This window comes from Limosilactobacillus agrestis, from assembly GCF_014145585.1.
In the GTDB taxonomy this organism is placed as follows: domain Bacteria; phylum Bacillota; class Bacilli; order Lactobacillales; family Lactobacillaceae; genus Limosilactobacillus; species Limosilactobacillus agrestis.
The window spans coordinates 1-14,529 of record NZ_JACIVF010000043.1 but is presented as its reverse complement, the minus strand read 5'-3'; the positions used below and the strand labels follow the sequence as shown (position 1 = coordinate 14,529).

The window sequence follows — 14,529 nt, the reverse complement described above, 5'->3', positions numbered from 1 at the left end:
TGATGAACGGGAAACAAATGGTGCGGATCTTACTCAAGATGCATTACCAACATATACTGGTGCGGTATCTGGAACCCCATTAACAGAACCAGAATTGCCTACCTATACAGGTGATGAACGGGAAACAAATGGTGCGGATCTTACTCAAGATGCATTACCAACATATACTGGTGCGGTATCTGGAACACCAGAAACTCAACCAACATTACCTGCTTCCCAAGATGATTCTACTATTTCGGAAACAACTAATACGCAATCACAAGCAACTCAACCTCAATTAGTAGAGCCTCAACCAACAACTGCTGCCAAAGTTGCTAATGATGATATTTCAGCTACAACTGTTGCTTCTGTACCGACTGAAAAGTCAGCACAGTTAGTGGCTAAAAAATTACCACAAACTGGTAATAATAATAATCGTAGTTTAAGCGTTGCAGGATTAGCATTATCTGGACTTATTAGTATGTTTGGACTTGCTAGAATCACCAAGAAAAAATAGTTAGTATATAAATTACGACTTAATCAAAAATAAAGGGAAGGATGACAGAAGTTATTTATAACTTCGTCTTCACGCCCACAAGTATAAATAGGCCTCCAGTGCCCGGTAATGCCGAACGCTGGGGGCCTATTTATGGGCTCTTTATCAAAAAATTCTGATAAAAAAGAGCAGAAATTTTATTACTAAATGATATTAATCAGTTTTGTCAATCGGTCATAGATTTGCAAAAGTGTCTTGATGGTAGTATGTATTCAGTGAAGTGAATTATTTGATTTTCTATAAAATCATTATCTAAGTGCGATGTAATTGTGGGACTGAGAAAAAGGATAAGATAATAATTTACCTACTAATATGAAATGTTGATGAATAATAATGTGAAAGGTATAGCTAATCTAATTAAAAACTTTGTAGAATATGGGTAGTTGAATGAAGCCGTTAACTATCGAATAACCTATCCGATGGTTAACGGTCTCTTACTTTATTTCATCATGTATATTTGTTTGAGAACGATCACAACAAATTAACTACTTGAGATACTTAAGAAGTATATTTTATTACGATAACATTAGTGAAATTACTTTAATTAAGTAATGATGGATAATTAAATATTCAATTAGTTCTATGCTCCTTTATTAAAGGAAATTCATATAATTCAATGTAACGTAAAATTATATTAATGTATAATAAAGATTAATTCTAAAGATAATATTTTATTTTAAATTTGGATACTGTAAGGAGTTAAAAAGTGACTAGGAAGGTACAAATACGAAACCTGTTAAGACGAATTAGAAACACACTGTTTATATTATTTGTTTATATGTTTGGGACATCAATTCCAGTACCGATTGCTAAGGTAACTCGGCAATTTCATCAATTATTAAACGATACGCCAATTACCTTAATTAGTTTTATGAGTGGAGCAAATTTAATGCACTTGTCTCTATTTATGATTGGGCTAAATCCATTAATGATTGCAATGTTAATTTTACAGTTATTAACAATGATACGGATATTTGGGATTGATACGCTTTCAAACAACCAGGTAATGGCTCTTCAGCAAATTTTAACAGCAATTTTTACGGTCATTCAGGCCACTGTATTAACAGTTACCATGCATTTGACGAGTGGATTGAGAGATACATTTATTGTTGTACTTATTTTAACTGCTGGGAGTTTATTTGTTGTTTGGCTTGGTTTTATGAATATGCGTTTTGGAATTGGTGGGACAGTTACCATTGTGCTATTTAATATTATTACATTATCATTACCAACCATAATTCGTACTTTTAAGAATTTAGGTACTTTGCCTTATTCCAACCTTTGGTATGTACTTTTGGGAATTCTTGTAATTTTTGAAATTGTATTTTGGACAGCTTTTAGTCATGCATACTATCCTGTAACGATAATAAATACATCGTTATCAAGCAAAGAAAGACCAGTTATACTTCCAATTGGGTTAAATACGGGAGCTATGATGACTTATATGATTGGGATGTCATTGTTGATGTTACCAACAATAGCCGGTAATTTTCTTGGGCCTAAATCTATTTTTGCTAATCTTTATTTTGATGCTACACTTAGTGGTATTTTAGCTTTTGTACTTTTTTATTTTTTTGCGTTTATGTTGTTCAATCCCCATGATAAGGCAAAGCAGCTAAGAAATAGTAATAACTATGTTCTTAATGTCCGGCCAGGGAAACCAACACAAAAATATTTGACTAAGCGTTTAATTTTTGCATCTTTACCTGGAGCACTTATTAATGCCTTGCAATTGTCAATGGGATTAGTTGGTTCTAAACTTTTGGGTAAATTTGCGGGGTTTGCGATAATTCCGTTGAATGCTGTTATGGTGGTTATGTTTATGAGTGGGATTAAAGATGTCTTTTTGATCCTTCTTTTTCCACAAAAGTATGAAAAATTAGCAAAAAAGGAAGTGTAATTAAATGGATTATTTAGTTCCTGCATGGCATAAACAGCTTGTTGACTGGGCATATAGCACGCCAGAAATTCAATTTGATGATACGGTTAGTCATATGAAGGTATTTCAGCATCATCAACGAAGAGTTGGCCTGGTAATAATGGATTATTTACCACAATTGACGACCCAACTCAGTCAAATAGCCTTGGCTCCTGACAAAATTTTTTCACTCTTTGATTATCTTCAAGATGTAAAGGGATTTGAAAATCAGGTTGTAGATTATTTAGATTTTGATTGGCCGGATGGAGCTATATTTGATTATACTAACTTCCGGCTCTTTGTTGTTGTTAAAGGAAAGGTATACGCAAAAATAACTTTTGATACACAAAGTAAAATTCATAGTATCGCCTATTTTAAGGATGGTAACATTGATCGTCGGTTACTGATGGATAGTCGTGGATTCATTTCCAGTGAAGAACATGAGGGGGTTGAGACCTATTTTAGCCCCAGTGGTGTTTGGCGTTTTAAGCGTAACAAAGAGACGGATCACGTTATTATTAATAATAGTGTCTTTCCATTTTGTCGTCACAGCGAGTATGCCCATATGCAGGATTTACTTATTGAGGTGATGCAGGAACAATTTCTGTCAGAATTAAAAAGTACGGATAATTTAATAGTGACCTTAGACGACCATATGTCAATTCCCATAGACATATACCAAAAGTACCATCCAATTTACTCAATAAGTCATTGGCACCAATATTCTGAACAATTACCGGATAAAATTACATCTAAGGTTGTTTTTGATAGTCAGGAGTTATTACAGCGATTCAATTATATTTCAAATGGAGAAGTAATTCCGCTTTTTCAGTCTCAGTTTAAATTAGGACATAGTCAACGGCTTTCTCAGCAACGAATTGCTATTTTTGCAGAAAATATGAGTCATGATGAATTAGCTGAAATGCTTGAACAGCTTTATCCTCGGTTAATTGCTAATCCATTAGATGAGGCGGTACATATTTTTGCTTATAGCATTGAGAAGAGTTCAATGGCTAATCAGGTTATTCGTGAATTGCATCAAAAACATTCGGGAGAATTTATTCTTTCAATGAATGAAATAGACCCCGGAGAAAATCAAATTGAAAAGGAAGATATTCCACCATTACTTTCAATAAAGGTAAAGCGTCTCACAAGCACTGCCGAGGTTTTAAGGGCCCTAGATAAGATAAGAACACTTATTATTTGGAATAAGAATGATCAATTTATGGAAATTGCTGGAATTTCAGTTGGGATTCCGATAATTCAAAATTTTGAAAGTATAGAGGTAATGGATCATAAAAATGGCATAGTTTGTGATGAGATTAGTAATATTAGTGAATTTGTTAGTTATTACTTAGATTCATTAAAGCATTGGAATGAATCACTTGTTCATAATGTTAAAGTTATGAATCATTACTCGGAAGATAATATTTTTGCAAAATGGCAAGCAATATTAGAAAGAAAGGTACAGAAATGAATGTCTTACAGCTTGGACCAACCGATTGGTCTAAACAGTATCAAATTCCTGAGGATATAAATTGGAAATTTAATAAATTTTCCGAAAAAAAGAAGCAACGTTATGATGTAGTTATAATTACAGGGGGGGATACATTAACTGCGAAGGAATGGGAAAAACTTCAGTGGCTAACACCCCCGTATAGTGTTCTTTACTTGCCATCTATAAAAAGTGAACTTAGTAAAGCCTGCAAGCATTTTCTTCGTTGCCAAGCGGCACTTAAAATTGATGAAGAACCGCAAGCTTTAATTGATCATTTAACGTTACGCTATTTCTTCGGGCAATCTGGATTGCGGATTAGTCCTCAACGCCTTATATTGAAACCTGAAAATTTAAATGGATTTGAATATTTGGATTCGACTCATTTAAGAATGCAGATTAATAGTAAGGACTCATGGTTACCCATTGGAACCTATATGCAGAACCTCTATATTGACCCTAATCGGTTAGTTAAATTATGGTTAGAGATGAAAAAAAGAGGAGATCTTCAAGTACAATTGCGCCTTTTCATTCAGGAAAGAGGAGGCGATGGTGATCCTAATAAGTCCATTATTGTCAAAACTGACTCGATGAAGGAGAAAATACTTCCCATAGGAGTAAGTAGTGATGCCCGTTTTGCGTCAGTTGTTGTTGAAGTTAAAGGAACTGGGCAGCTTACCTTAGGAGTTTTACATTCTCGTTGGGCTCGCGAAGGATATGGAGAATTTATTGCTGGTGGGCAACGGCTTATCGATGAAAAAAATCGTGAAGATATTGCTTACTACTTTAATCCTGGCGATCTAAAGCCACCGTTAAACGTATATTTTTCAGGTGCTCGGGGCTTGGAAGGTTTTGAAGCTTATCCCCTTTTTAGAAAGTTGCATACGCCAACAATTTTATTTACTGATATGCGGCAATCGCTTGGGAGCTTTTATGTTGGGGAATCAATTGAAAGACAGATTAAACAAGTAATTGTTGAAACCCTAAAAAAACTTGGCTTTACTAAAGACCAATTAATAATGAGTGGTATTTCAATGGGAACATATCCAGCGATAAAACTAGGGGCAGAACTTCAAGCCTATATGATTAGTGTTGCCAAGCCAATTTGTAATTTAGGATTAGTTGCAAATCGTGGGCGACTGGAAAGGCCTGATTCCTTTGATACGATTTATGATATCGATAATACCCTTGTACCGGAATTAGATAGTGAACATCTAAAATTGTTAGATAAACAATTTTGGGAACAATTTGACCGCAATGATCTTTCAAATACCAGATTTTTTATTGGCTATATGATGGAAGATGACTATGATAATCAAGCGGTGAAAGAGATGAGTAACAGCAAAGCAATCGCTAATTCGCGACAGCTTGTGGTAAAGGGATATCATGGGCGACATAATGATGATCCTGAAGTTATGCATTGGATGTTTGCACGTCTTGGACAAGTTTTACAAAATAATTTTGGCAGAAAGGTTTAACAATTAGTAAGATGAAGAATTTAGTAAATCAGGTTTATTGGGAATCAATGCTTGATACATATATGTTTGGCAGTAATCTTAAAATAGCAAATAATAATCATGTTGAATTTGTGAATCGGTTAATGCCATCTGGTAAGATAATTACTGCATGGCACTCAAGTAGTAATTATCAAGCGACCAAGCAGGTTCCTAAATTACCAATTTTAACTAATGGGCGACGTTACCGAATAAATATTCATGCTGATTTTAATCCTAATAATAGCGTCATTATACGGATTGTTTTTTTTGATGTTCAGGGTGAAAAAATTAAAAAAATTGATTTTCGATCAAAAACTAAAGAGTTTGTTTTTCCTGAGAATGCTGTTTCCTATGATATTGAACTAATAAATAGTGGCAATATCTCAATTAGTTTTGATCGGTTGGAAATTTGTAACAGTAACCTTTCAAAAGATGTTAATAAAGATATTTGGATTCATAGTAAAATGAATGCTTCTTTATATCCTACTAATTTGGTTCTTGTACTTGATAATAAGCGTAGTCGACAGGTTACGCTGGATAAGCAGCTTTTTTATGATGATATTCCAGTTCAAATTGTAAACATTTCATGGCAGGCCCAGGGACGAGCAAGTTGGGTTTTGAAAGAGTATCTAGATAACATTAGTCCAGATTTCAATTTGATCAGTATTAGTCCTAAACTTGATCAACTTGCCAACGAACTTCATCAGGAGTTTCCTTCCACGCGGCTTGGCCTAAGTGAGGACTTTAGGTTAATGGAAGATAGTCAACTATATAATAATTTGAATTTAAATAACATTGATTGGTCATTCATGGCTAATCAAATAAGACGCTTCTGGAAAGAGGGGGATATTCGTGCTACTCGATCAAATTGAAAAACATCGTGTTCGAGTATTATTAAATAGGGTAAATCGATGGCGTGATCGAATGCGCGCAATGAGTGATGAAGAGCTGCAAAATCAAACAGCAATTTTACGAGAACAATTAGCCAAGGGAAAGACGTTAGAACAGATTCTTCCACGCGCTTACGCAACAGTTCGTGAGGCTGATTATCGAATATTAGGGCTATTCCCATATGATGTCCAGGTGATGGGGGCAATTGTGCTCCATAAGGGATACATTGCGGAAATGAAAACTGGTGAAGGAAAGACTCTAACTGCCACGATGCCTTTATACTTAAATGCGCTTGAAGGAAAGGGTGCAATGCTGGTTACTCCTAACGGTTATCTTGCGGAACGTGATGAGACTCAGCTAGCACCTGTTTATGAATGGCTTGGCTTAACGGTAAGTACAGCATTTCGTAAGCTCTCAGATTCAAAGGGACAATCGGAAAAGAAAATATCGGCAGCAGAAAAAAGAAGTTGGTACAATTCTGATATTATTTATACAACGGCTAGTGGTCTTGCATTTGATTTCTTATTTAATAATTTGGAAACAGAAAAAGCAAATCAGTATTTACGACCATTTAATTATGCCGTTATTGATGAAGTAGATGAAGTACTATTAGATGAAGCAGAATCACCATTCGTTGTAGCTAACAGTCCGACTGTTTTATCAAATCTTTATCAAGCAGCAGATGATTTTGTTACTTCACTAATTCCCAAACGTGATTATCGATTAAAAAGAAGGGATAATGCCGTTTGGCTTACTTATCATGGGGTACGGAAGGCCGAAGCTTATTTTCGGATTAACAATCTATATGATGCTAGTAGTCGTGAAATATATCGCCATATTGCTCTTGCTCTGCGAGCCCATTTCTTTCTGAAAAATGGGCATGATTATTTGGTCACAGACGGTAAAGTAGTTTTACTTGATGAAGCCGATGGGCGGTTAAAGAAAGGAATAAAAGTTAGTACAGGATTGCACCAAGCAATTGAGCAGAAGGAGCATGTTGATTTAACTGAAAACCAACGGACCGCTGCCTCGATCACTTTTCCAAGCCTTTTTGGGTTATTTAATAAGGTTTCCGGAATGAGTGGAACCGTTAAGGTTAGCGAAGAAGAATTTATTAATGTTTATAATATGAAGGTTATTCAAATTCCAACTAATAAGCCGGTTATTCGAAGGGACTTACCAGACAAAATTTTTGTAACTACTGCTGATAAATTGATGGCGGCAATTAATCAAACGATTGCCTTCCATAAGATAGGACGTCCTGTTTTATTAGTAGCTGGTTCAGTTGAAAATTCTGAAATTATATCAGAATTATTACTTAATCATGGAATAGTTCATAATGTTCTGAATGCCTTTAATGAATCGCGGGAAGCAGCAATGATTAGGGAGGCGGGACAACAAGGCGCTGTCACTGTTGCAACTAATATGGCGGGACGAGGAACAGATATTAAACTTGGAAAAGGTGTCAAAGAAAAAGGTGGACTAGCTGTTATTGGGACCGAAATGTTATCTGAACGTGTAAAACTCCAACTTGCGGGACGTGCTGGGCGACAAGGTGATCCTGGAACAAGTCAATTCTATATCTCACTTGAAGATAAGTATATTTCACAAGCAAGTACAGCTCGGTTTAAGAATTATTATCGTCATTTAATTGCCAAAAAGAACGATGGTAAGCCCATTATTCAATTGCATGGACCTCGTATTCGTTTTAGCCTGCTGATGCTTCAAAATCGTGTAAGCAGTAATGCAGAAGAGGCTCGGAAACAAACGAATAAGTATGAAACGACGATGAAACTGCAACGGAAAAGTTTTCATGAAATTCGTGAACATGTCATAACTAGTAAAAATTTAGAACAGACAGTTCAGCGATGGATTGATGAAGGAATTGATGAATTATTAAAGCGTAATTCACAGAAATCATTAAATGAAATTCATAATATGATTAATCGGCACTTCACTTATAATGATATTGAAATTCCACAACCAATATTAAGTAATCCAAAGCAATTAAAGGAATTTCTAAAAAAATTAAGTAATCAAATATTGACTCAAAAAAGAGTACAGCTAATAAATGAGGAACAATTAAATAGATTTTATCGAAAGGCTTTATTAGCAGCGATGGATGAGGGATGGACCGACCAAGTTGATTACTTAACGAAACTAAAGGCTTATATTGATGGGTGGGGAGCCATGGGTCGGGATCCTGGATACATCTATCAGGTACGGGCTTTTAATCAATTTGAACAAATGCTTCGTGAAGTTAAAATTAATACAATTAATAAATTGCTGTTAAGCACAATTGGTATTAATGAGAAGCAACAACTTATCGTATCATTTAATTAAAAGTAAAGTAGGGAGGAAACTAATGACTGTTTATAATATTAACCTAGGAATTGGTTGGGCTAGTAGTGGAGTGGAGTATGCTCAGGCTTATCGTGCTAAAGCATTTCGTACGATGAAAATACCCGCAAAATTTATTTTTTCTGACTTAATTTTAGCCAATAATATTGAGGACTTAACTAAAAATATTGGATTTACTGATGACCAAATTATTTGGCTTTATAACTTTTTTACTGATGTTAAGATTGCCCCTTCTGATTATCCACTTGACCAGTTAGTCAATGATCTAAATCTTCAGAATCGTGAGCATAAAAAAATAGTAAGTGACAATGGTAAGGAATGTCAGTACATTTTAGCTCAAGAAAATCTTATAATTGTGGTCCGAATGCATGATAAAGATAAAGAAACGATTGACCAAGTTTCATATGTTTATAATCAACAAATGGTAAAACGTGATTTTTATTCTTATGTTAAATATGCTAGTGAATATTATGCTGGAACTGCTAAGGATAATCACGTTACTTATCGGGAATTTTTTAATGAAGATGGTAGTCTTGCTTATACTCAATATCTTGACAATGGTAAAGAAATGTATGAATTTCCAAATCAACGGATGTATTATTCCAAAAATGCTCTTTATGCTGAAATGATAAAGGAATTAAAATTACAGGATGATGATTTTGTAATTCTTGATCGGATGGATGAAGATAAACAACTTAATAACGGACAGATTATTTTTGAGAATTATCACCCTGCTAAGTTGATTGTAGTTGTACATGCTGATCACTATGATCCTCACTTTACTAGTAAGCAGAATATTTTATGGAATAACTTCTATGAATATCAATTTACTCATACAGATAATGTAGCAAGTTATATCGTAGCAACTGAAAAACAAAAAGAACTACTTGCTAAACAACAAAAGCACTATCGACATGCTAATCCACGAATTGATGTAATTCCGGTAGGGAGCCTACCACAACTGACAGTACCTAAGAAAGAGCGAAAGCCACACTCGATTATTACTGCCTCCCGGTTAGCGGTAGAAAAGCATGTTGATTGGCTAGTTAAGGCCGTTATTGAGGCTCACAAAAAAATAAACGATATTAGTCTAGATATTTATGGGCAAGGGGCAGAACGATCACGTCTAGAACAGTTAATCAAGGCTAATCATGCTGAAACTTATATTCATTTAATGGGACAACGTAATCTAAATGATATTTATCCTAAATATTCAGCATATGTGGCGGCGTCTACTAGCGAAGGATTTGGTCTGAGCCTGTTGGAAGCCGTTGGAGCTGGGTTGCCAATGATTGGTTTTGATGTTCCATACGGTAACCAGACATTTATTGAGGATGGCAAAAATGGATATCTCCTTCCATATAATGAAGAGTGGGCTGATCAGAGAAAGTATGAAAGTTTAAGTAAAGCGATTGTCAAACTCTTTAGTGATGATGGTAAGCTAACCAAATTTAGTAACCATTCATATAAACTTGCTAAGCCATACCTAACAGAAAATGTGGCTAAAAGTTGGAAGAAAGTATTGGAGGAATTATCTAATGATTAATTTGTTTGAACGTTTTGACCGTCCGTCCTTGGATTTCCTGCGTTCACAGGTGATTGCCAAGATTAAGATTCCAACGGTTGCAATGTATGATGATGGATTCTTACCAGAAAATATCGATTCACCAATTCAATATTTTTGTAAACTAGGCGGTAATAAGAAGCCGTTATACTTTGACCAATTACCAGTACCTGACTTTTGGCGAATTGATGCAAATGGTTCCAAAGCTTCTGTATTTGATATGAATCGTCGCCGTGCTAATATCTTTTTTAGTGCTACTAATAATAGTCGGTTGGTAAAAGAGGTTCAGTGGTTAGATTCTTATGGTAAAGTTGCCTGGGTTGATCATTATGACCAGCATGGACAGCGTTTTGCAAAAACGATCTATAGTTCTGGAAGGGCAGTATCACGAAAGTATTTTGATAATCGTGGGCGATTGGTCCTCACTTGGAACCTAATAGCTGATGATTTATTTTTACATACGGGTTTGGAACAGCGTCATTTCGCTAGTTATGTTGATTTTGTTTGTTACTACCTAAATGTTCGTCATTATAATTTAAACCATGTCTTTATTAATACGCTAAATAAATCGTTAGCAGTAGTATTACGATTGAAGCCGGATGGAGAGGATACTATTTTCTGGCATGAAGCAATTGGTAAAGACTTGCCTGGTAATATGAAGTTTGTAATGGAAAATAAGACGCGGGTTAAACATATTGTTTTTCAACGCTTTGAAGATTGGCAACGACGAGTTGAATTTTTACCAGAAGATACCGGTAATGTGGACTTCCGGTATTTAGGGATTATTTATCCGCATCCACGAAGCAATCAGTTACGAGCAAATGCGTTAATATTTACTAACTCAGATCAGATTGAACATCTTGATGACTTGGTTAAGATGTTACCGAATGTTCATTTTAATATTGCAGCAATTACTGAGATGTCAAGTAAATTAATGGCCTTTCAGGATTACCCTAATGTTGATTTGTATCCAGTGGTAAAGCCTAACCGTGTTAAGCAACTAATTAATGATTGTGATATTTATTTTGATATTAATCATGGCAATGAAATATTGGATTCTGTTCGAGGGGCATTTGAGCAGAATATGTTAATTTTAGGCTTTAAGAATACTTTGCACCAACCACAGCTGGTGGCAGCAGAAAATATTTTTGATCCTAATAATACAACGGGGATGGCTCAGCAGGTCTTAACAGCATTAGTTCAGCCTAGGAAGATGAAAAAATTAATTGATGAACAACGGTTAGTAGCTAGTGATATGAAGATTGAAGATTACAAGAAAGTGCTTGGGGCTTTGATTAATGAGTGAAAATGAAAAAAAAGATAAAACTTTAGTGGAGCAACATGCTTTAAAACGGCTTCACAAGGTAGAAAAAGAACAACGTAAGCCTTATGCAAAACAGCCGCATCATTTCAGTTGGCAGCAATTTATAATGATAATAATTTTTCTTATCGTTTTAGTGATAATGTTATCGACTTTATTTTAATAGTATAAAAAGTTCCCCCTAATTATCTGGAAGTTAGATGATATAGGAGGAACTTTTTAAATATTTTTTGCAGAAGAAAATTGTAATCGATTTTATACCTCGATAAAAGAGTGATTTGAATTGCTATCTATATTGATAGAGAAAATTTATATTGAGTTAAAGAGTAGAAATAATATTGACAAAAATACTGATTGATTTATCATAGTTAAAGATAAGGTTAAAATTACACTGATCCTGTCTTAAGGCACAGGATCAGTGGATCCCTTATTAATATTGCAATATTAATTAGGCTTTCTCTAAGGATTTATATTTTTTGGTAATAGTATTTATTTTGTGGAGAAAACTATAATTTAGGGAGGTAGTTTCTTCAATTATGTCAAGGAATAACAAAAAAATTGATAAGGAAGAAAACGCTAGCCGAGTAAGAATGTATAAGACCCATAAAGGATGGGTTAGTTGTCTTACTCGTTTCTTCCAAATGTTCGCTTTTAGTAGTAAGGAAGAGGTTCGTCCTGATAACTTAACTAATATTGATGAATTAGATAGTGATAAGTTATCCAATACTACTGAATCGTATATGAAAGGAATGACAGCGTTAGCGACGATGCTTGGTGTTGGCGTTGCTGGTACTGGTGTTACGGCGACGACTGTACATGCTGCTACAGTTACTGATGAGCAAAGTTCAGTTGTTGGTTCTAACAGTACTCAATCCACAGCAAGTACCTCAAATAACAGTACATCGGCTTCTAATTCAACGACTAGCCACTCAACTAGTACTTCTGGTTCAAATAGTACGTCGAATTCAACCAGTACTTCCGGTTCAAATAGTACGTCGAACTCAACCAGTACTTCTGGTTCAAATAGTACGTCGAACTCAACTAGTACTTCCGATTCAAATAGTACGTCGAACTTAACTAGTACTTCCGATTCAACTTCTAACACCAGTAGTACAAGTGGTACAAACTCGACAAGTTCTTCAATGGTAGAGAATGGTGTTGAGGATAATTGGTACACTTCGACGAACGGGATTAGTACTACGACAGGTAATGAATTTATACCTGTAAATCTTATGGCAGCTACTCCTTATGCTGCACAAAGTTTTACTGCTAGTGTTAGTGTTGCTAGAAACAGTGATGGTATTGCTACAGAAATTGATTGGCAGAAGTGGTACCAAGATATCTCAAGTGAGTTACCATCTGGCTGGGCGGTTTCTGAAGGTGATTGGGGACTGACCGTTGAAAGTGGTATTAGTCAAGTACCGTCATCGATATCTTATGTTGCTAACGATTCAATAGCCGTTAACTCGGCTTCCCTAACAAGTGCAGGTCGTCAGGGAGAATTAGTTACTGCTTCACTTGAAATTTATAATAGTGATACCGGCGCTACAAGTATAATTAGGGAAAGTACCTATTTATGGGCACCAACTACAACGGTTATGGAAGTCGGCCCAGTTGAGCAAACCGTTATTGTTCATGTTATTAATGAGTTAGACGGTGGTACTGAAACAAGTTTTGCTTTAACTGGACAAGGATTCCCTGGTGATCAATTATACTTTGGTAACCATCAAACACTTATTGACTATATTAATTCTGGTGCTGGTAATGAAATACCAGCCGGTCAATACGTATTAAATCTTAATCATCCAAGTACTACGTATACACCAACTATTACTCTTGCTTCTGATGCCTATGGTTCATATGGGTATGCTGATACTGGTAGTATGAATAGTTTAACTGTTATAGCAGCGGATGGAACTCCAACGCCTGTATCATTACCTCAGCAGGAATTTGATTATACTAATCCAGAGCTTACTCAGCGGAGCCCTCAAGATGCATATATTGATAATGGTTCATTTAGCACAAGTCAATCGCATAGTATTAGCACAAGCCAATCGCATAGTGGCTCAGTAAGTGTAAGTCAATCGAACAGTATTAGCACAAGCCAATCACATAGTGGCTCAGTAAGTGCAAGTGAATCAACCAGTGGTTCAATAAGTACCAGCGAATCCACTAGTGAATCAGCAAGTGTGAGTGAATCTACTTGGGAATCAGTAAGTACCAGTGAATCAACCAGTGGTTCAGTGAGTGCCAGTGAATCCACAAGTGCCTCAGTAAGCGCCAGCGAATCAACTAGTGAATCAATTAGTGAATCACTAAGTAACAGTGATTCAGTAAGCGCATCTGAATCAACTAGTGCATCAGTAAGTGCGAGTGAATCAACTTCCGCATCAGTAAGTGCTAGCGAATCCACCAGTGCCTCAGTAAGTGCTAGCGAATCCACAAGTGCATCAGTAAGCGCAAGTGAATCAACTTCAGCATCAGTAAGTGCTAGCGAATCCACAAGTGCATCAGTAAGTACCAGTGAATCAACTAGTGCTTCAGTAAGTGCATCTGAATCAACTAGTGCATCAGTAAGTGCCAGTGAATCCACTTCCGCATCAGTAAGTGCGAGTGAATCCACAAGTGCTTCAGTAAGCGCCAGCGAATCCACAAGTGCTTCAGTAAGTGCCAGTGAATCAACTAGTGCATCAGTAAGTGCTAGCGAATCAACTAGTGCCTCAGTAAGCGCAAGTGAATCAACTTCAGCATCAGTAAGTGCCAGCGAATCCACAAGTGCCTCAGTAAGTGGCAGTGAATCCACTAGTGCTTCAGTAAGTGCTAGCGAATCAACTAGTGCCTCAGTAAGTGCGAGTGAATCAACTAGCGCATCAGTAAGTGCGAGTGAATCCACTTCCGCATCAGTAAGTGCCAGCGAATCAACAAGTGCTTCAGTAAGTGCAAGTGAA

10 protein-coding genes are annotated in these 14,529 nt (G+C 36.0%); all 10 read left to right on the top strand.

Annotated elements, in window-relative coordinates; all coding sequences use genetic code 11:
- Window positions 1-496, top strand: a 496-nt coding sequence (locus H5R88_RS03475) for an LPXTG cell wall anchor domain-containing protein (protein ID WP_182600251.1), incomplete at its 5' end; no start/stop codon positions are given.
- A gap of 745 nt (window positions 497-1,241) precedes the next feature.
- Complete coding sequence (gene secY2 / locus H5R88_RS03470) at window positions 1,242-2,435, top strand: accessory Sec system protein translocase subunit SecY2 (protein ID WP_182600250.1); 1,194 nt, start codon at window positions 1,242-1,244, stop codon at window positions 2,433-2,435.
- Window positions 2,436-2,439: 4 nt separating this feature from the next.
- A complete protein-coding gene (asp1, locus tag H5R88_RS03465; protein WP_182600249.1) occupies window positions 2,440-3,930 on the top strand; it encodes an accessory Sec system protein Asp1 in 1,491 nt (496 codons plus the stop codon).
- The gene (gene asp2 / locus H5R88_RS03460) at window positions 3,927-5,426 is read left to right on the top strand and encodes an accessory Sec system protein Asp2 (protein WP_182600248.1); all 1,500 of its coding nucleotides are present in this window, start codon (window positions 3,927-3,929) and stop codon (window positions 5,424-5,426) included. The genes asp1 and asp2 overlap by 4 nt, the downstream gene beginning before the upstream one ends.
- Before the next feature lie 11 nt (window positions 5,427-5,437).
- Window positions 5,438-6,316, top strand: a complete 879-nt coding sequence (gene asp3 / locus H5R88_RS03455) for an accessory Sec system protein Asp3 (RefSeq protein WP_182578878.1) — start codon at window positions 5,438-5,440, stop codon at window positions 6,314-6,316.
- A complete protein-coding gene (secA2, locus tag H5R88_RS03450; protein ID WP_182600247.1) occupies window positions 6,297-8,678 on the top strand; it encodes an accessory Sec system translocase SecA2 in 2,382 nt (793 codons plus the stop codon). Before asp3 ends, secA2 begins: the two co-directional genes overlap by 20 nt.
- 22 nt (window positions 8,679-8,700) lie before the next feature.
- A complete protein-coding gene (gene gtfA / locus H5R88_RS03445; RefSeq protein WP_182600246.1) occupies window positions 8,701-10,242 on the top strand; it encodes an accessory Sec system glycosyltransferase GtfA in 1,542 nt (513 codons plus the stop codon).
- On the top strand, window positions 10,235-11,566 hold the full coding sequence (gene gtfB / locus H5R88_RS03440) for an accessory Sec system glycosylation chaperone GtfB (protein WP_182600245.1): 1,332 nt from the start codon (window positions 10,235-10,237) through the stop codon (window positions 11,564-11,566). Before gtfA ends, gtfB begins: the two co-directional genes overlap by 8 nt.
- Window positions 11,559-11,744 (top strand): hypothetical protein, encoded by a 186-nt coding sequence (locus tag H5R88_RS03435; RefSeq protein WP_182578882.1) that lies wholly within the window; start codon window positions 11,559-11,561, stop codon window positions 11,742-11,744. Before gtfB ends, H5R88_RS03435 begins: the two co-directional genes overlap by 8 nt.
- A gap of 373 nt (window positions 11,745-12,117) precedes the next feature.
- Window positions 12,118-14,529, top strand: a 2,412-nt coding sequence (locus H5R88_RS03430; RefSeq protein WP_182600244.1) for a serine-rich glycoprotein adhesin, incomplete at its 3' end; no start/stop codon positions are given.

Excerpts from the sequence above, each read along its gene's own strand:
- asp1 (WP_182600249.1), top strand. The coding sequence starts at position 2,440 with ATGGATTATTTAGTTCCTGCATGGCATAAACAGCTTGTTGACTGGGCA.
- gtfB (WP_182600245.1), top strand. The coding sequence starts at position 10,235 with ATGATTAATTTGTTTGAACGTTTTGACCGTCCGTCCTTGGATTTCCTG.
- gtfA (WP_182600246.1), top strand. The coding sequence starts at position 8,701 with ATGACTGTTTATAATATTAACCTAGGAATTGGTTGGGCTAGTAGTGGA.
- asp3 (WP_182578878.1), top strand. The coding sequence starts at position 5,438 with ATGAAGAATTTAGTAAATCAGGTTTATTGGGAATCAATGCTTGATACA.
- asp2 (WP_182600248.1), top strand. The coding sequence starts at position 3,927 with ATGAATGTCTTACAGCTTGGACCAACCGATTGGTCTAAACAGTATCAA.
- H5R88_RS03435 (WP_182578882.1), top strand. The coding sequence starts at position 11,559 with ATGAGTGAAAATGAAAAAAAAGATAAAACTTTAGTGGAGCAACATGCT.